General features: G+C 57.5%; 13 protein-coding genes. 4 read left to right on the top strand and 9 right to left on the bottom strand.

What is annotated here, in order from left to right; genetic code table 11:
• Position 1: 1 nt before the first annotated feature.
• From M0G74_RS06580 to murI, 4 genes are all read right to left on the bottom strand, one after another.
• Positions 2 to 1,069 (bottom strand): 3-deoxy-7-phosphoheptulonate synthase, encoded by a 1,068-nt coding sequence (locus M0G74_RS06580; protein ID WP_248215718.1) that lies wholly within the window; start codon positions 1,067 to 1,069, stop codon positions 2 to 4.
• A gap of 240 nt (positions 1,070 to 1,309) precedes the next feature.
• Positions 1,310 to 4,795 carry a UvrD-helicase domain-containing protein gene (locus M0G74_RS06575; RefSeq protein ID WP_248215717.1) on the bottom strand — a complete coding sequence of 1,162 codons (3,486 nt, stop codon included), beginning with the start codon at positions 4,793 to 4,795 and terminating at the stop codon, positions 1,310 to 1,312.
• Positions 4,792 to 7,518 (bottom strand): PD-(D/E)XK nuclease family protein, encoded by a 2,727-nt coding sequence (locus M0G74_RS06570; RefSeq protein ID WP_248215716.1) that lies wholly within the window; start codon positions 7,516 to 7,518, stop codon positions 4,792 to 4,794. Before M0G74_RS06570 ends, M0G74_RS06575 begins: the two co-directional genes overlap by 4 nt.
• A gap of 107 nt (positions 7,519 to 7,625) precedes the next feature.
• A complete protein-coding gene (gene murI, locus M0G74_RS06565; protein ID WP_248215715.1) occupies positions 7,626 to 8,450 on the bottom strand; it encodes a glutamate racemase in 825 nt (274 codons plus the stop codon).
• Positions 8,451 to 8,613: 163 nt separating this feature from the next.
• Between murI and rmuC the strand changes: the two genes are divergently transcribed.
• The 3 genes from rmuC to M0G74_RS06550 are packed head-to-tail and all read left to right on the top strand — an operon-like array spanning position 8,614 to position 11,420.
• The gene (rmuC, locus tag M0G74_RS06560) at positions 8,614 to 10,008 is read left to right on the top strand and encodes a DNA recombination protein RmuC (RefSeq protein WP_248215714.1); all 1,395 of its coding nucleotides are present in this window, start codon (positions 8,614 to 8,616) and stop codon (positions 10,006 to 10,008) included.
• A 3-nt stretch (positions 10,009 to 10,011) separates the two neighbouring features.
• Positions 10,012 to 10,947 carry an AEC family transporter gene (locus M0G74_RS06555; RefSeq protein ID WP_248215713.1) on the top strand — a complete coding sequence of 312 codons (936 nt, stop codon included), beginning with the start codon at positions 10,012 to 10,014 and terminating at the stop codon, positions 10,945 to 10,947.
• Positions 10,944 to 11,420 (top strand): DUF2489 domain-containing protein, encoded by a 477-nt coding sequence (locus tag M0G74_RS06550; protein WP_236250344.1) that lies wholly within the window; start codon positions 10,944 to 10,946, stop codon positions 11,418 to 11,420. Before M0G74_RS06555 ends, M0G74_RS06550 begins: the two co-directional genes overlap by 4 nt.
• 19 nt (positions 11,421 to 11,439) lie before the next feature.
• On the opposite strand, the gene trmA is transcribed toward M0G74_RS06550, so the two are convergent.
• Entirely contained in the window at positions 11,440 to 12,528 is a 1,089-nt protein-coding gene (gene trmA, locus M0G74_RS06545; protein ID WP_248215712.1) for a tRNA (uridine(54)-C5)-methyltransferase TrmA, read from the bottom strand.
• A 129-nt stretch (positions 12,529 to 12,657) separates the two neighbouring features.
• Between trmA and M0G74_RS06540 the strand changes: the two genes are divergently transcribed.
• Positions 12,658 to 13,065, top strand: coding sequence for a secondary thiamine-phosphate synthase enzyme YjbQ (locus M0G74_RS06540; RefSeq protein WP_248215711.1), 408 nt, complete (start codon positions 12,658 to 12,660; stop codon positions 13,063 to 13,065).
• Positions 13,066 to 13,089: 24 nt separating this feature from the next.
• Here M0G74_RS06540 and M0G74_RS06535 read toward each other — a convergent pair whose 3' ends face one another.
• The 4 genes from M0G74_RS06535 to M0G74_RS06520 all read right to left on the bottom strand — a co-directional run bounded on the left by M0G74_RS06535 (position 13,090) and on the right by M0G74_RS06520 (position 16,914).
• A complete protein-coding gene (locus tag M0G74_RS06535) occupies positions 13,090 to 14,295 on the bottom strand; it encodes a hypothetical protein (protein ID WP_248215710.1) in 1,206 nt (401 codons plus the stop codon).
• Positions 14,296 to 14,298: 3 nt separating this feature from the next.
• Positions 14,299 to 15,090 carry an outer membrane lipoprotein-sorting protein gene (locus tag M0G74_RS06530; RefSeq protein WP_248215709.1) on the bottom strand — a complete coding sequence of 264 codons (792 nt, stop codon included), beginning with the start codon at positions 15,088 to 15,090 and terminating at the stop codon, positions 14,299 to 14,301.
• A gap of 84 nt (positions 15,091 to 15,174) precedes the next feature.
• The gene (locus M0G74_RS06525) at positions 15,175 to 15,345 is read right to left on the bottom strand and encodes a rubredoxin (RefSeq protein WP_248215708.1); all 171 of its coding nucleotides are present in this window, start codon (positions 15,343 to 15,345) and stop codon (positions 15,175 to 15,177) included.
• Positions 15,346 to 15,378: 33 nt separating this feature from the next.
• Positions 15,379 to 16,914, bottom strand: coding sequence for a 3-oxoacyl-[acyl-carrier-protein] synthase III C-terminal domain-containing protein (locus M0G74_RS06520; protein WP_248215707.1), 1,536 nt, complete (start codon positions 16,912 to 16,914; stop codon positions 15,379 to 15,381).
• Positions 16,915 to 17,437 lie beyond the last annotated feature (523 nt).

Here is a 17,437-nt window from a genome sequence, read left to right as displayed (position 1 = left end):
CCTAGCGAGCTTTCAGCGTTCCCCGCAGTTGCTCGGCCATGTTCAGCAGCAGGGACTCGGTGGTTTCCCAATCGATACACTTATCGGTTACGGATACGCCGTATTCCATCTGGCTGCGGTCTGCGTTGATCTTCTGGTTGCCAGCCTTGAGGTTGCTTTCCACCATGATGCCGATGATGGACTTGTTGCCATCCAGGATCTGGTGGGAAACGTTGTCGACGACCAGCGGCTGCAGTTCGTGGTTTTTGTTGGAGTTGGCGTGGCTGCAGTCGACCATGATGTTGGGCACCAGGCCGGCGGCTTCCAGTTCTTTCTCGCACACGGCAACGCTTACGGAGTCGTAGTTCGGCTTTTCGTTGCCGCCGCGCAGTACCACATGGCCGTATTTGTTGCCGGCGGTGTGGATGATGGCGACCTGGCCTTCTTTGTTGATACCCAGGAAGCGGTGCGGGTTAGCGGTGGACTGGAGGGCGTTGATGGCTACTTCCAGGCTGCCGTCGGTGCCGTTTTTGAAGCCCACAGCGGAAGAGAGGCCGCTGGCCATTTCGCGGTGGGTCTGGGATTCGGTGGTACGGGCGCCGATGGCGGACCAGGAGATCAGGTCCTGCAGGTACTGGGGCGAAATGGGGTCCAGTGCTTCGGTGGAAGTGGGTAGTCCCAGTTCGGCGATATCCAGCAGCAGTTTGCGGCCGATATGCAGTCCTTCTTCAATTTTGAAGGAATCGTCCAGGTGCGGGTCGTTGATCAGGCCTTTCCAGCCCACGGTGGTACGGGGCTTCTCAAAATAGACGCGCATCACGATCAGCAGAGTGTCGGAGACCTTGTCGGCCAGTTCCTTGAGGCGGTGGGCATAATCCATCGCGGCGTCCACGTCGTGAACGGAACAGGGGCCGATGACAACCATCAGGCGGTGGTCTTTGCGGTCCAGAATATCGCGCACTGCGGCGCGGCCGGCGGCTACTGAAGCTTCTGCAGCCGCGCTGACGGGCAGTTCCGATTTCAGCGCTTCCGGGGTGATCAGGATGTCCTGGGAGACGACGTTCAGGTCGTCGAACTGCTGCGTAGTCATGATGATAATTCGCTACTTTCTGAATAATTTAATCGCGTCCATGCCCGCGGCTCGTGCGCTGCGGGGCAGTTATGCTACCCAGTGCCACAGGAGAGGGCTAGGGTTTCATTTGAAACAGTTTTATGTGTCACGGCTTTTGTGCTTGAGCGCAATATCTGTCATTTCGTTTTGCTGTCACGGGGGATGGATTTGCGCTATGCCGTGATCCGGCCGCCATGTGTAGGATAAGTTTCCCTGTGGTCAATCCGGTGGAAGTTCCACCAATTGCTGTAACAGCGGGAAGTAGAGGGCACAACGGATGGATCTCTCACCGCGCTGGTAAAACAGCCGGCGGTAGTTCTCCAGCTGTCCTCGGTACTTTTCCTGCTGCTGCTCGATAAACGTATCCAGAGCCTCGCCCGCGACAGGTTCCGCGGTTTTGTAATCGATGATCCAGCGGGTGCTGGTGTTCTCATCAATAAACGTGCGGTCGATGATATTGCGCCGCAGCTGGCGGCCGCCGCTGTGGAATTCCAGCTCTGCGGCGGACTCGCGGTGGCTGGCGTCCAGCAACCAACGCCCGGTTTCACAGTTCAGCGTGTTTAACACCGCCTGTTCCACTTTCTCTTGTGCTTTCTCCAGATTGCTGCCGCTCAGCCCGGCCTGCGCCAGGCGCAATTTCCACAGCGGACGCAGCTGTTCACTCAGCTCGATTGGTGACTTGGTCAGCATAGCCGGGTTTTCACTGAGGGTGGCCAGGGTCTCGTGGGCTACGGTGCCGGCGTGGCGAAACCAGCGCAGGGCAACCTGGCCCATGTCGGGGAGGTTGGGCTCGCTGGTCTCTAATGGTTGGTAATCCGGTGTGCGGTACTGAGCCAGCCATTCCCGGACAGGGATGGCCGGGCTCTGCCAGGATTTCGGGACGCGCAGCAAATAATCGTGGTCTTTGCGGTAGTGCGACTCACCCTCTTGCTGTTCCGGGGCTTCCGGCCAGTGGCACCAGTTACTTGTTTCCTCCTTGGGAATGGACGGCCAGATGCTGGCCAGAAGGGCGGCAGCACCTGGGGCCTTGAGAGTGCCTTTCTTTTCATCCCGTTTGACGCAGGCGAGCAGGTGCAGGGAGCGGATGGCGCGGGTGCAACCGACATAGAGCAGGCGGGTTCCCTCTAAACGTTCTCGTTCGCTGTTGTCGTGTCGCAGGTAGTCGAATAGCGGGTCCCTGTCGCCGCGGGCGCTTTTGGGGGCCAGCATAAAGCGGCTTTCACCTTCTCTGTTGAGCCATTCGGCCCAGCGCAGCAATTGGTCGCCACCGGGCTTGCCGCCCTGGTCGAGTCCGGGAATCAGAACGTGTTCAAACTCCAGTCCCTTGGATTTGTGAATGGTCATCACCTGCACGCTGGCGTCCTGGCCGGGGCGGGCGAAGAGCCGTTCCAGTGCGTTGTAAAACTGGGTCCAGTCGGCAATGGTGCTGCCGGTATCGAATTTTTCCAGCAACTGGAAAAAGTCCTGTACATTGTCCAGTTCACTTTTGTGGGCCACAGTGGCAGGGCCGCCGAGGGCCAGCCACAATCCTTCGATCCAGGCTCTCAATGGTTTGCGGCCGCGCTGTTGCCAGGCTTGCAGCAAAGGTACGGCGCTGCGTTGCAGGCGCTGGCGGGCGTCTTCACTCAGCATCGGTATTGCGTTGATTTCCGCGAGTGCCTGTAGCAGTGGACGCGCACTGCTGTCCATGGGCCCCCGGCTGCCTGAATCGTTATCAGTACCGTTGCCCCAATTTGCCAGCGTGAAAAGGTCCGGTAGCTGCAGTCCGCACCAGGGAGCACGCAATACCGAGAGCCAGGCGATACGGTCGCTGGGGTCGAGCAGGGCGCGGGTAAGGCTGAGCAGATCGAGCACCACCATCTTGCTCGCCAGCGGCGCCAGATCCGGGGCCTGGAAGGCAATGCCCGCAGCGCTCAGTGCAGGCAGTACACGGCCCAGGTGTTTTTTCTTGCGCACCAGTATCGCGATGCGGCCATCGGGGTCCCGTTCGCGCAACTGTTGCACTAGGTGCACGGCCTGTTCGGCTTCCAGATCCCGGGTTTCGTCGTTGACACAGCCGTAGAAATTGACCGCAGGAGCGGGCCATTTAGTGCTCTTGAATGCGTGGGATTGCAGGTAGCGCACGGCACCGCGGCTGATGTTGTCTTGTGCCGGAAAAGCGTGCTGGAAAGTATCGTTGACCCACTCCACCACTGCGCCTTCCGAGCGGAAGTTCACCTGTAGATCGAGCGGCTCCAGCTCAACCCGATTGTCGTCCTGGCCGATACCGCGGGCACGGGCGTCGAGGAAAATACCCACGTTGGCGTTGCGGAATCCGTAACAGGACTGCATGCCGTCGCCGACGATAAACAGGGTGCGGCCGTCACCGGGTTCCCAGCCGGCGGTCAGTTTTTCCAGCAGCTGCAATTGCATCTGCGAGGTGTCCTGAAATTCGTCCACCAGAATATGCTGGGTTTGCAGATCCAGTTTTAGCGCCAGGTCGGTAGGCGCATCGCTGTTGCCGAGGGCCATCAATGCGGCCTGGGCCACCTCGGTGTAATCGGTGGCACCCAGTTGCTGGAAGACCAGTTTCAATTGCGCGACGAGTCGCGGCAGCACTTGCGCCAGCGCCTGCAGCAGTTCCCACTGTTCCGGATGTAGCCCCGTTGGCAGGTTGCGGGCCTCGTCGAAGGCTTCGGTTACCGTGGTAGTTTCACTGAGTTCTGCAGACAGTGCGTAGAGACGTTGCTTGTAGGCGTCGGCTCCGGGTAACTCTTTTTCCGTGGGAAAGCCGTGGCGCTTGTCCACCCGTTTACGCGGGCCATTCTTGTCGGTGACCAGCATATTGATCAGTGCCAGCCAGTGGGGCAGGGCGCTGGCATCGGTGCCGGGTAATTCGTCGATACCGGCACAGTCAGCGAGTGGGTGGGCAATGGCGTTGTCGCGCAGGTAGGCACCGGCAAAGTCCGCTAGCTCCAGGATTTCTCCCTGGTAAATGGAGAGACACTCGGCCAGTTGCGTCAGGCGGTCGGCCACCAGCTCATCAATGGCAAAGTGGAAATAATCCTGCGCACCTTCCTGCCCCACACTCAGTAGCGGGCCCAGCCACTGGTCGCGTTTTTCCAGCAGAATTTGCAGCAGCTTGTTGAGTTGGCCGAGATCATTGTCCAGGTGCAACAGCAATTGTTGCAGGGCGATATCCGCGGTGTCGCCGTCGAGGGACTTGAGCAGGTTCACCACGGCCATTTCAAACGCGATCTGGGTTTGCTCGAGGGGCTCCCCGGGTGCGCCCAGTCCGCTTTCGATGGGCAGCTGGCTCGCGAGGCTGCGGCAGAGTCCGTCGATCGTCTGGATGCGCAAGCGCTGGGGCATTTGCAACAGTTGCCAGTTCAGTTCGCGGTCCCGTGCCAGCAATGCGCTGGCGAGATCCCAGGTAATGGCGTCGTGGGGGTTGTCTGGCCTCTGGGTATCGCGCGCGGTCTGCAGCGCCTCGATCAAGCGCTCGCGCATTTCGCCCGCGGCTTTGCGGGTAAAGGTGATCGCCAGCACTTCTTCTGGTTGCTGGCAGCTGGCGAGAAGCTTCAACACCCGCTGGGTGAGCAGGCCAGTTTTGCCGGAGCCCGCTGGGGCAGAGACCGCGAAACTGCGGGTGATATCCAGGGCGCGGGTACGGGCGCTGGCGTCGACCGGTTGCGAGACGGCCTGGGTGGATACTACTTCGCTCATTGTGCTGCCTGCTCTGCCATGTTTCTCTCCGGCCAGCGGTTCAGCGGCCAGAGCTCGCTCTGGTTGGTGTTGTCCTGAGGGCGGTCGAACTGCAGGGAGGCGACGCCGCCGCGGTACTCTCCGGCGAGCAGCTCCAGACCCTGCTGCCAGTAATCGCTGAGATCTTGCCAGGTGGTGTAAGGGGCATCTTTCTGGGTGTCGGCCACCGCCTTGATGCCGTTAATCGGCTGATCCAGTTCACCGCAGCCGCTCCATTTGCAATCGCTGGTGCGCACTTGGCCGAAGGCGATGGCACGTGCCTCCGGTTGGAAGAGGGCGTAGAGCGGCAGCTGCGGTTCGCGAATCCGATCCTGCAGCCATTCGTTAATGCTGGGGGTACCGGTCTTGTAGTCGATCACCAGCTGCTCGCTGCCTGCGAGTAGATCGAGGCGGTCGAGTCGCAGGTTGAACTGCAGTCCGCCAATGGTTACCTGCTGGTCCCACTCAATTTTTTCGACGGTAAAGGCGGGGCGCTGGGACTCCAATTCCAGCCACTGGTCCATCAGTCGCAGCAGCCGCTGTTGTTCCATCGCCCAGAATCCGGCGGGTAGGTGGCCGTGCTTTTTACGGACGTCGCGCAGGGCATTGTCGATGGCAGTTTGAATCTGTTTATTGCGTTCGTCTTCACTCAGCGCATTGAGATGCGTGGAGTCGCGGCAGGCCTGCCAGAATTCCGCCAGCACCTGGTGCACCACATTGCCACGCTCCGCTGGGCTGAGACCGATACTCGGGGCCATAAAACCGCTGGCGCCGAGGCGGTAGCGCAGCTGCGCGTTGAGGGGGCAGAGTGCCTGAGCTTTTAATACCGAGGCACCACCGCGCACGCGCTCGCACTCGATGGGCAGTAACGGCGGCAGTCTGGTGTCGGCCACTTTTTCCAATGCGATGGCGTTGGCCAGTTGCTGATTGTGCTCGGTGAGGCCGTCGCTGCTGAAGACTTCAGATTTTTGCCGTTCGCCGAACAGGTTGCTCAGTCCCTGATGAACGCCGTCTTCCTCGCATGCGTAACTGACCACGATGTCGCCGCTGGCATTCAGCAAATCGTCGGTGAGCTCGCGGGCGAGTTCCAGCTCGCGCTCGGCGCTGGCGCGCGGCATTTTCCAGTGCTTTTGCCACTGGATCGGGAGCAGCGGATTCGGCGATGGGGCTGTCGGCCACTGTTGCTGGCCAAAACCCACCAAACGCAGGTGGTCGAAGGCCAGGCCGCCGGCTTCCAGTACCCCGAGAATCTGTAGGGGCCCATCGCGGGTTTCCGCCTGGAAGGGGGTGCGGCTGGCAATCTGGCGCAGTTGTTGAAGCGCCTGGGATGCGGACAGGGAGCCGGCAAACGCGGAGAGGGTCGCGAAGTTTTCCAGTGCGCTCTCCCAGTGCAGCAGTTGCTGGTATTCCTGGCTGTCCGGGTTGCGTTGCCCCGGCCAGCCGAGTGTGGCGAGAATTTCAGAAAAACGCGCGGCCCAGACTTCGGCCGGAGCGCGCTGCCAGCGGCGCTGGCGGTCGCCAATTTGCTCCAGTTGCCGTGGCAGTTGGGCAGTATCGAGTTTCAGTTCCTCGGTAATGCGTTCTGCCCAGTATCGGAGGGTATCGCCGGTCACCCTGCGCAGCTCCAGTTTCTGCAGCCTGCGGAACAGGGCGCTGCGCAGCCAGAGTTCTTGCTCATTGCCCCAAAATGGGCTGAACAACAGGTTTCGTAACTGGGAGTAATCCCACTCGTCGGCGAGCAGTTCCAGCAGTTGCAATGCTGCTGCGCCAATGGGTGTTTGCGCCAGTGGTGTACCGGCGGAGAAGTTGAATGGCAAGGTATAACGCTGCTGTGCCGGGTCGAGAAACTGAGGCTCCAGCACCCGTGCAAAAATAGATTCCACTTGGGCGCGGCACTGGCCGAGGTTGTTGACCACAATACCGACGCTGGCGCGGCTATTGTTCGCCTTACTGGCTTCCAGTTTTTGCGTGGCCCACCGTGCAGCCTGGTAAAGCTCTTCTTCAAGATTGGTGCAGGGCGCACGGCTTATCTGTGCCTGGCGTTTGGTTGCCAGGTGATCGATCACGTTTTCTGCCGCACTTTCGATAATGGATTGATACAGCGGCGATATCTGCGCGAAGCCCGCAGTATCGATCTGCGGCAGTTTTGGCAGCACGCCCTCGCTGAAGGCCTGCAGTATGCGCTGGTCTCGCTGATCCGGCGTAATGGCGTTGTGCTGTCGCAGTTGATCGGCAAAGGCGCGGATCATGCGAAACAGCGGGAATTCATCGGCACTCAACGACAGTGCGAATTGTTCCAGTAGCGGTTCGATGGCGCTGTCCAGCTGTTCCAGATCGTTCACCAATTGCCACTGCAGCAGCTGCGCCAGGGCGCCATCGGCGTCGCGGCACAGCTGCAGGCTGTTGAGCAGTTCTTTTTCCAGCGCTTCATCAAATGCCCGCTGCCACAACAGCTGGCGCTGTTCACGGTTGAGTACCTGCTGCATCGCCGGTGCCCAGCCCTGTTGTTGCAGGGTGAACCACAATTTATCCAGCCAGCCCTGCATGGACTCCACCGCCGGCGGTGTCCAGCTGGAAGCTGCAGGCTGTTCGCTGGCGTAGACCTGTTGGCAGCGGTTGCGAAGTCGGTTGTTTGGCGTCAGTAGCAGGCCTCCCGGGGGGAGTTGCGCGAGGATTTCCAGGACGGGGAATGCCGGTTGCAGCATGAAAAGGCGAGCCTAATTCTTAAAATTTTGCGGTAGGGTGTGACGGTTAACAGTCGCGGTTTGCGGCGAGGCTGTCAACGGTCGTTGGCGGGCTAAATTATCGACAGTTAACTGACTGGCATTTGCTGGGCTGGCGAAAACTCGGCGAAGGCGAGGGCGATTTGATGGTCTGAATCGGGCGCGCTGCTCAGTAACTGGCTGGCCCCCGCAGTTTCCGGTAGTGCCAGGTTCAGTTCCTGCAGCCACCAGTGCACCCGTCGGGCGATGGCGGGGCCTGAGTCGAGCCAACGAATGCGGCGGGGAGCGAACTGGTCCAACTCTTCCCGCAGTAGCGGAAAGTGGGTGCAGGCGAGCACCGCAATATCCACTTTATCGCCACCGGCGGTGTGGAATATGCGGTGTAGCACCGGCTCAAGATCCGTTGCGGAAACCGTCTCTCCGCGGAGTTTCGCCTCCGCCAAACGTACCAGCTCCGGTGCCGGTACATTGATCACGCGTCGGTCATTGGCGAACTGCTCGATCAACTCACGGGTATAGCGGCGGTTGACGGTGCCCTCAGTTGCGATCAGGGCGATGACGCCGCTCTGGGTTTCCTGGGCAGCGGGCTTGATTGCCGGAACAACCCCCACCACCGGTTGCTGAAGCGTTTCCCGCAGCTGCGGCAGGGCGAGGGTACTGGCGGTATTGCAGCCAACCACAAGGATATCGGCTCCGGTGGCTTCCATCATCGCTGAAGCTTGTTCGACGATGCGTGGACGCAGTTCTTCCTCGCTTTTGGTGCCGTACGGATAGAAACCGTTGTCGACCCCGAAATGCAGGGTGAGCGCGGGTATCTGCCGGCGGATCTCGCGGGCAATACTGATGGCGCCGACGCCGGAATCGAATATCAATGCGCTGGGGGCCTTGTTAGAATGGCCGCTTCCATTGGGCATAACGAAAACCTGTTTCCCTCAATTCTGCATCCCCAGTAATAGTGGAGGGGCTTGCAAATCGGGCCAAGAATACCGCATTCAGCGCCGGGACTGGCAGGTCATTTCGCCCGCAGCGCACCGGCCGGGTTATCCGGGCCTTCCCCAATAAGTTTAAGAGTTTTCTATGATTTCGTTTCCTCTCCAGGTCACACTTGAGCAAGCGGTGTTGGCAGCGGTACTGGTACTGTTTTTGGTGACCCTGACCGCATGGCTCGGTCGCTCAGCGGTAAGCCGGCGACTGCAGGCGCTACAGGGGGAACATCAGGTGGTGGTGGCGCAGCTGGCAAGTAGCCGCGAGCAGGAATCCCGCCAGGAGCTGGATGTTCAGCAGTTGCGCACAGAGCTGGACGCCAAATCGACCCAGTTGGCCCGCTATCAGGTGCTGGTGGAGAAAGGGGAGGCCGCCCTGGCGGAGCAGAAGCAGCAGCTGGAGCAGACCCGAGCCAGCATGACCCAGCAGTTTGAGAACCTCGCCAACCGCATCTTCGAAGAGAAACAACAGGCCTTCCAGCGCCGCAGCGAAGACAGCCTGCGCAAGAGCCTGGACCCGCTGGAGCGCCAGTTAGGCGATTTCCGCAAGCGGGTGGAGCATGTCTACGACCGCGAGAACGCCGAGCGCAACAGCCTCATGGGCCAGATCAAGGCACTGCGGGAGCAGACCCAGCGCATCAGCGACGAGGCGCTCAACCTCACCTCCGCGCTCAAGGGTGACCGCAAAATCCAGGGGAACTGGGGCGAAGTAGTACTGGAGCGCTTGCTGGAAGAGTCCGGCCTGCAGAAGGGCCGCGAGTACGAAACCCAGGTGAGCTTCACTAGCGACGGTCGCCGCCGCCAACCGGATGTGATCGTGCGCCTGCCGGAAAACAAAGACCTGATTATCGATTCCAAGGTCTCTCTGGTGGATTACGAGCGCTATGCCTCCGCCGAGACCGACGAGGAGCGCACCGCGGCACTGAAGCAGCATGTGAACTCACTGCGCGCGCATATTACCGGACTGAACAAAAAGGCCTACGAGCAACTGGAAGGGGTGCGCACCCTCGATTTCGTCTTTATTTTTGTTCCTATTGAGGCGGCCTATATGCTGGCCATGCAGGCGGACCCGGAAATGTTCCGCTTCGCCTATGAGCGCCAGATTGTACTGGTCAGCCCAACTACCCTGATGGCGACCCTGCGCACGGTGGAAAATATCTGGCGTTACGAGAAGCAGAACAAGAACGCGGAAAAAATTGCCGATGAGGCGGGCAAGCTCCACGACCAGTTCGCGCTGGTGCTGGAATCCCTCGACAACCTGGGCAGCCGTATTCGGCAGGCTGACGAGGCCTATCAGGAAACCTACAAGCGACTGGCCACCGGGCGCGGCAATGCGGTCAAACGCATCGACAGCCTGCGCAAGCTGGGTGCCAAGACCCGCAAGCAAATCGCCGCAGACTTGCGCGAGAAGGCCGAAGACAGTCACAAGTTGCCCGCACCAGAGCGAGATATGGACACGGTGGAAGAAACTGCCGAAAGCGAAACCTGATCTATGTGGGAAACCTTCAATTTTGCGCTGTCGGTTACCGGCCCCATTTTCCTCACTTTGCTGGTGGGGTACGGGTTGGCGAGAAGAGGTTTGCTGAGTGAGTCCTTTGTGGACGGCGCCTCGAAGCTGGTCTTTCTGGTAACGCTGCCGGCGCTGTTGTTTTTCAATATTTTCGGGTCCGATGCCCGTGTCACTGATGAGTGGCCGCTATTGGCGGCAGGGCTGATCGGTACTGTGCTCACCGTGCCGCTGGCTTGGCTGACTGCCCGCTCTCTCGAACTCGGCGACCGCAGTGCCTTTATCCAGGGGGCGTTCCGCGGCAACCTGGGCATTATCGGCCTGGCTTGGGCGGCCAATGCCTATGGCCCTAGCGGTCTCGCGCAGGCGGCGCTGTTGATGGCGGTTATCACTATTTTCTACAACGCGGCGGCGGTTGCACTGTTTGCAGTGTACAGCCAGAAGGCCCAGTTCAGCTGGCTAAAGCTGGCAAAAGACATTGCCCGCAACCCGCTGATTGTCGCCATCGTACTGGCGCTGGTGGCCAAGGCGGTGGGGCTCAAATTGCCGCAAATGCTGGTGCAGACCGGCGAGTATCTGGCCTCGGTGACCCTGCCACTGGCACTGTTGTGTATCGGTGCCAGCTTGGATCTCAGCATGCTACGGCGCAGCTCTTTCGGCGCCTTTGCCTCCAGCGGTTTCAAATTGCTGGTCGTGCCGCTGGTATTGCTGGGGGTTGGTTGGCTGTTTCAGCTGGATGGGCAGGCGATGGCGATTCTGTTTTTGCTTGCTGCTACGCCCACGGCGTCCGCGTCCTTTATCATGGCGCGCGCACTGGGTGGCAATAGCCAGTTGGCCGCGAATATCGTTGCGCTCAGCACCCTGTTTTCGATTGTTACTGCCAGCCTGGGGCTGGCGTTGTTGAAGGTGTCTTTTCCATGACCGAACCCATGACCGAAGTACCTGTCTGGATTCTGGTAATCGCCGGACTGATCATTTTTACCCTTTCCGCGATTGCGACTTACTACTGCCTGGAACTGCGCAAGGCGCAAAAGCGGCAAAAGGCGCAGCTGGCGGAGCTGGAAGCGGCAGCGGATGCGCAGCGGGATCGGGTGAACACCAGTATTCAGATCATCGCCAAAACCTTGCTCGATGACGGGGTGGGCCTGACCGAGGCCTCACTGCGGATTCGTGTACTGCTGGATTCCCTGCAGGTCGAGCCGGCAGTGAAAGAGGAGTTTGTGGCGTTTTACCAGGTTGCGGATAAAACCAGCCACATCCCGATCCTTGAGGACTGGAAGAAGCTTTCGCGCAAGGAAAAATTTGCGTTCGAAAAGGAGATGGCGCGGGTGGAAGACGATTATCGGGATTTCGCACTGGATGCAGCCAAGCGGATTCTTGGCCGCAACTTTTAGAAAGTTCGTTTTTTGACTTTTACTTTTTAACCAAAAGCACGGCGGATTCGGTGTGATCCGTATAGGGGAACTGGTCAAAAATCGCAAAGCGCTCAATGCGGTGGGTTTTGGTCAGTTCTTCCAGGTTCTCCAGCTGCGTTTGCGGGTTGCAGGAGATATACAGGATTTTGGGGAAGCGGGCGATCATCGCGCAGGTGTCCGTGTCCAGACCGGCTCTGGGTGGGTCCACCAGTACGGTTGAGAAGTCGTAACTGTCGAGATCAAAATCTTTAAGGCGGCGGAAAGGCCGCACATTGTCGATGGCCTGGGTAAATTCCTCGCTGGAAAGCCGCACGATATCCAGGTTGGTTACGCCGTTGGCTTCAATATTCTCCTGCGCAGCGTTGACCGAAACCTTGGAGATTTCCGTGGCCAGTGCCTTGTTGAAATGCGCCGCCAGGGGAATGGTGAAATTGCCATTACCGCAGTAGAGCTCTAGCAAGTCGCCCTCAGTATTCTCACAGCAGCTTTTCGCCCAGTGAATCATCGAGCGGCAAATATCACCGTTCGGCTGGGTAAAGCTGCCTTCTACCTGTTTGTACTGGTAGCTTTTGCCGTCGATCTCCAGTTTTTCGATCACGTAATCCCGGTCGAGCACCAGCTTCTGCTTGCGTGAGCGACCCAGGATCGGCACACCCAGGGATTCCTGCAGTGCGCGGGCTTCCGCCTCCCAGGCTTCATCCAGCGGCTTGTGATAGATCAGGGTGATCAGCGCGTCGCCACTCAGGGTGGTGAGGAATTCGGTGCAGAACAGGCGCTTTCGCAGAAGCTCACTGTTGTTAATGGCGTCTAGCAACGGCGGCATCAATGCGTTGATCCGCTCGGAGCCGACGGTAAACTCCTCGATAACAAACGGCTTTTTGTACTCGCCCTGTTTGTACATGGCGTAATCCACACGGCCGCCTTCCTGCCACATTTTAAACTCCGCGCGCAGGCGGTAGTGACTGGGCGGGGAGGGGAATACCTCCGGGGTCAGCTCGGTGAAAGGCGCATAGGCCTGCTGCAGGCGGGCCACCTTTTGATCCAGTTGTTGCTGGTAGTCGTCGGTATTTACGCGGTGAAGAGCCATGTGCTGAGCCGTTTCTGTTGCAGGGGGCGACCGGATTAGGGCGCGCGATCATTAGGGGTAGGGGCGCGGATTATAGCGGATGCAGCCTCCAGATAAACGGTTGTGATTTGATGAGTGAGGAAGAGTGAAATGGCACTGGGAAAGCTGGAAATAGTAGTGAACGGGCAGGGACTGCACGAATTTACCGATGAGGTGAGCCACTGGCTGGCCAGTCAGAACCTCTTTGGCAGTGGGCTGTGCACCCTGTTTATCCAGCACACCTCGGCCAGCTTGCTGATTCAGGAGAATGCGGACCCCAGTGCGCGGGTGGATCTTGAGAACTGGCTGAATCGTCTGGTGCCGGAGAATGACCCCCTGTACACCCATACCCTGGAAGGGCCAGATGATATGCCGGCCCATATAAAGGCCTCCTTGACCGCCTGTAGTCTGGGTATTCCGATGGAGGACGGCCGCCTGCTGCTGGGTACTTGGCAGGGTATCTACCTGTGGGAGCACCGTCACCATCGCGGGAAGCGGCGGGTGATTGTGCAGGCCTGAGGAGATCCAGAGGGTTTTCCGGGCTCAGTAGTGGACCTTCAGCTGTAACTCCAGGTAGTCATCGCTCCTGAAATTGTTCAAGACACCACCGCTGCCCGAAAAAGCGCGGCCTTTCACAGCAAATGTCAGGTTCTGCCCGAGGCGACGATCCGCTTCCAGTGAAACCAGCGTCTCACCGCTGTCTGGATCCCAAATGGTGCCTACCAGAATCGAAGTGTCCTGACGATCGTTCAGGGCATAGCGCATTCCCATAAAAAGGTCATTGTTAAATGCGGAAACCGGTGTGAGTGGATCAGTGATGTCTCTGTTGTCATACAGGTATTCAAGGATTAACCCCAGATCACCCCTGCGCCCCATGAACTGGTAGTTCGAATACTCCAGCCCACCAACCAGAGCGCGCATATCTTTGCTATAGCCACGGCGGTACAGGGTTTCCAGCTTCCACAGCCAGGCGTTTTGCGTGTATTGCAGGTCGAGGCTTAACTGCTCGATTTGCTGGTAGTAGGGATGCAGTACACTGGTGGTCATGTCTGGAATCAGTGCCGCTTCCCGATCGGTTCCACTAAACCAGGAAACACCCAGATCCCAGCCATTAAAGTAATGACTGTAACGCAGAGCAGTGTCCAGATGGTTTCGCTCTCGGGAGTCCGCGTAACGGGGGGAGCCGGCGTCCACCGGGAGTGCAAAACCAAGGCGACCTTCAACCCCGGGAAAACTGCGCTCGCGAAAGTAGGGCAGTGCATAGAGTTCCAGGGTGCCCCAGTCTCGAAACAGCGTTACATTGGCGAGAGGCTGGCCCAGCTTGGACTCACCATCGGGGTCTTCGACGGTGTCCGTCTGGTTGATGATGTCCACCAGATGATGGGACTCGGCGACTCCCCAGAATACCTTTCCAATGCCGAGTAAAAGTTCCCAGTCAGACGCGGTACGGCGCCAGCTCAATTCGCGGAGATCACTGTGAGTCCTCTCGGGGTCCACGTAATCATGGCGATAATAGGGAATGGCGGTAAACTGATTTTCGTTGTGGTCTGCACGAATCACCGCCGAAACATGCACGGACAGCGGATTGGTATCTCGTTGGCGGTCAAATGCCGGTGACGCAAAGAAGTTGCGCATATCTATGCCGCCTTCTGCGCTGACTTCCGCCGAGCTGGCTGACACCGGGATACTCAGTAGGGCACTTAGAAGGACTACGACGTTATAGCGTGAAGTGGTCTTAGCCAAAGCCATGGTTTAACGAATCCTGCGAAGTACGGATTTTTCAAAATCCCGGTCACTGAATTCGGTGTCGAAACGATAGTCCGAGTACACCAAATCGGTGCTACGACCCGTCAAGTGATTGACCATTGTCAAACGGTGCGCTCGCCAGAATTTCCCCTCATGCTCACGATAATCCTCCATCTCCAGCGTTTTAAGCAGAGTGTCACGACGGTCGTAAAATTCGACTTTCACCATCTGGCTGCGGGTCTGATCTGTCCAGGAAATCTGCCGGGTGTAACCAGACTCTGCATACTTGGGACGTCGTTCTACGACGTCGCAGACAAATTCGCCGCACGGCTCCGACCGCAAATACTGGTATTCGTACTTTTCAAGTGCCTGCGCAGTAAAGTCTTCGAATGCAAATTCACTGCCGACAAATGGGCCAGATTTATTGGCAGAGCTGATACGTTTTTCGCGACGGAGTGCGGGTAAATACAGCCACTGATCGTCTGGCTCTAAAATCCGCGAATGGGACAGTAATGCGGTACCGCGAACGTCGGCGGGCGTATTGAAGAGAATCAGGCTCTTGTCGCCCAGTAGGGGATCGGTCACCTCTAAGGTTTGTATGGTGAGCGCTCTTGTTGACTCATTTCCAGACGCGTCGCGGAGCACCATGGTGAGATCGGCAATACTGGAATGGAAGCCCCGGTCTGAATTATCCGTTCGCTCAGCGATCTGATAGCCCCGCTGGTCAGCAACCGTTTCTGCCCAGGCTGGGGTAACTGCGATCAGCAAAAATGTCAGACTTGCAAGCGTGTTGACCATACCAGCCCCCATGGACGACGTTATCTTTCTCGAGCGCAAGCGCGTAGTTAAGTTCAACATGGTTAGGTTCTTCCTTATTCCTTTCTAGATTTCGGTCATATCAAAGTCGCCTTTCGACATGCCGCAATCAGGGCATATCCAGCTTTCCGGGACATCCTGCCATGCGGTACCTGCTGGAATGCCCTCTTCAGGTCGCCCCAATTTCTCGTCGTACACAAATCCACACAAAATGCACATAAACTTACGCTGATTCATAGTTCGTCCTTTTGACGGCGGTGTTTCTTGCTTTCAAGCACCGACTGAGATTTTGCGTGCTTCGGAATTAAAATCTGCGGAAACAGATTGAATCTCGGATTTCAGCTTGGCGAAAAACGCTAAATTTTCCGTAGACGTCTTGTCGTGATCGCTCTTGCTCAGCACTTCCACGCTGCCACCGGGAAGTAGCAGGCGATAACTTTCACGAATGAATCGAAGGATCTTGTCGTTTGCGAGCAGTGGCAAGACACAGGGAGAGACGATTATTCGGTCGACTCCCAGCGTGTGCTTCCACAGCTGTTTTACCGCAAGTGCCGGATCATCCTCTTGCGTGTACCCAAGACCGCCAAAATTCTGGTTTTGCGGACTGCTCTCCACCTGGTTGGGAAGATTGATTTTCAGGCAATCTCCGTCGCGGAGTATTTTTAATGCGGTCGTCGGCTGGGGTGCACCACGTGCAATACGTGTCAGGATCATGGAGTTGACTTTAAACCCGGAGCCGAAACTCATCATGAACACCCGTTTTCCGGTTCGGGGTCCTGTCTTCTCAATTTCATCCAGTACGTAAAAAATAGAGGGCGAACTCATATTTGAGCGTTGCTCGAAGACGCGAAAGCTGAACGCCAAATCTCCTTTGGACAGCTTCAGACTTTTTGCCAGCCCCGACAGCACTGCGGTGCCACCTGGGTGCAGGGCCCAGTAGTCGATTTTACTTTGCCAGTCTGGGACTTTCTTTGTGACGGCGTAATGAATCTTCTCGCTGGTTGAGGCGATCTTGGGAACCAGGATTCTCAGGTTTTGTTCAATGCCCCGGGCAGCAACTTTCGGCAAGGTTCTTGACAGCCGTATGGCGGGACCGCCGCTACCCTCAATGTAGCGAATGGCCTCAAATTCCTGGTTTCCTGAGCTGATGGTGCGCACGCTCTCGTCAATACCGTAAAGTGCGGGCTCCCGGTAGGTGCTGATAAGCAACGCTGCGCAGCCTTCTCCAAACACCACATTTGGTATGACACCATCCTGAGATTGATTAAACAGATTGCTGACAGCCTCCAGGGCGATCACCAGGCAGCGTGCCGGCCGATTTTCCGATCTCAGGAAGCGAATACCAGCATCCAGTGCAGCCAGTCCACTGGAACAGGCCATGTCGCCAAGGTTCAGGGTGACCGCATGGGTGGGGAATGAAAATGCGCTGGCGACGATACTGGCCGCACTGGGCATGGTTTTCCCGACGCTACTGGTGACAACAATAAAATCGATGTCTTTGGCGGATTTCCCGGTTTTCTTGAAAAGACCATTGATGGCATCAGTCATCAGGCTGTGAATGGTTTTCTCGTATAGCGCCAGGCGTTGTTCCCGGCAGTTGGTGCGAGAAAGTACTTCAATATCGTGACTTAAGTGCCGAACGCGTTGTGGGCTTTCCAGAAGGAGCTTTCTGTAGAGTTCGCGCGACTCGTTGTCGAGCCCGTCGAGCGTACACTGCTCGAGCTTTTCATAAAGCTTTTCGTTGGTAATCGGTATTCCATAATCCGAACAATGGAAGTCGACTAATTTGACTTTTCTGTTTCCCATGATTCTTTCCGTGAATATTCGGGTTTGCAAAATATTGAAATGGCTGTTGGTAGGGATTCTTCCAGTATCACGCCGGTGATCGGTGAGGACGATTGGGGTTTATCCGTAGAAATTTCAGAATGGACTTCCGAAGCTGATTGATGACAGTCAGTGGAATATCGATCCAAGGTCTCACACAAACCATGACAAAAACGCCATTATCCGCGTCGCTATTCAGGTACTCCATGATCTTGAGTCCGCGACTATCGAGCGACTGAAGGGATGTCTGATCATTGCGTATACGAAACCCAAGGTTCTGGCAGCGACCGGGTATAAGCCCGTTATCCTGTAGGTTGTTCAGGTTGAGGATTTGAGCAGTTTTTCGGTACAACGCTATATTGGCGAATGATTTCGCAGGGTTCAGTATGTCCGGGAATATTCTGGGTGCGATGGCGCGCATGTTCAGATAGCTTCTGGGGTTGTTTGATACGGTACAGAGCGCACTAGTCGTGAACAACTTGGCCCATTGGAAAAGGTAGCGAAA

Source organism: Microbulbifer sp. CAU 1566 (assembly GCF_023156515.1).
Lineage (GTDB): Bacteria > Pseudomonadota > Gammaproteobacteria > Pseudomonadales > Cellvibrionaceae > Microbulbifer.
This window is presented reverse-complemented; position numbering and strand designations above follow the sequence as displayed.

Bases quoted from the DNA above. Each gene is read 5' to 3' on its own strand.
- M0G74_RS06580 (WP_248215718.1), bottom strand. From the start codon at position 1,069: ATGACTACGCAGCAGTTCGACGACCTGAACGTCGTCTCCCAGGACATC.
- M0G74_RS06575 (WP_248215717.1), bottom strand. From the start codon at position 4,795: ATGAGCGAAGTAGTATCCACCCAGGCCGTCTCGCAACCGGTCGACGCC.
- M0G74_RS06570 (WP_248215716.1), bottom strand. From the start codon at position 7,518: ATGCTGCAACCGGCATTCCCCGTCCTGGAAATCCTCGCGCAACTCCCC.
- murI (WP_248215715.1), bottom strand. From the start codon at position 8,450: ATGCCCAATGGAAGCGGCCATTCTAACAAGGCCCCCAGCGCATTGATA.
- rmuC (WP_248215714.1), top strand. From the start codon at position 8,614: ATGATTTCGTTTCCTCTCCAGGTCACACTTGAGCAAGCGGTGTTGGCA.
- M0G74_RS06555 (WP_248215713.1), top strand. From the start codon at position 10,012: ATGTGGGAAACCTTCAATTTTGCGCTGTCGGTTACCGGCCCCATTTTC.
- M0G74_RS06550 (WP_236250344.1), top strand. From the start codon at position 10,944: ATGACCGAACCCATGACCGAAGTACCTGTCTGGATTCTGGTAATCGCC.
- trmA (WP_248215712.1), bottom strand. From the start codon at position 12,528: ATGGCTCTTCACCGCGTAAATACCGACGACTACCAGCAACAACTGGAT.
- M0G74_RS06540 (WP_248215711.1), top strand. From the start codon at position 12,658: ATGGCACTGGGAAAGCTGGAAATAGTAGTGAACGGGCAGGGACTGCAC.
- M0G74_RS06535 (WP_248215710.1), bottom strand. From the start codon at position 14,295: ATGGCTTTGGCTAAGACCACTTCACGCTATAACGTCGTAGTCCTTCTA.
- M0G74_RS06530 (WP_248215709.1), bottom strand. From the start codon at position 15,090: ATGGTCAACACGCTTGCAAGTCTGACATTTTTGCTGATCGCAGTTACC.
- M0G74_RS06525 (WP_248215708.1), bottom strand. From the start codon at position 15,345: ATGAATCAGCGTAAGTTTATGTGCATTTTGTGTGGATTTGTGTACGAC.
- M0G74_RS06520 (WP_248215707.1), bottom strand. From the start codon at position 16,914: ATGGGAAACAGAAAAGTCAAATTAGTCGACTTCCATTGTTCGGATTAT.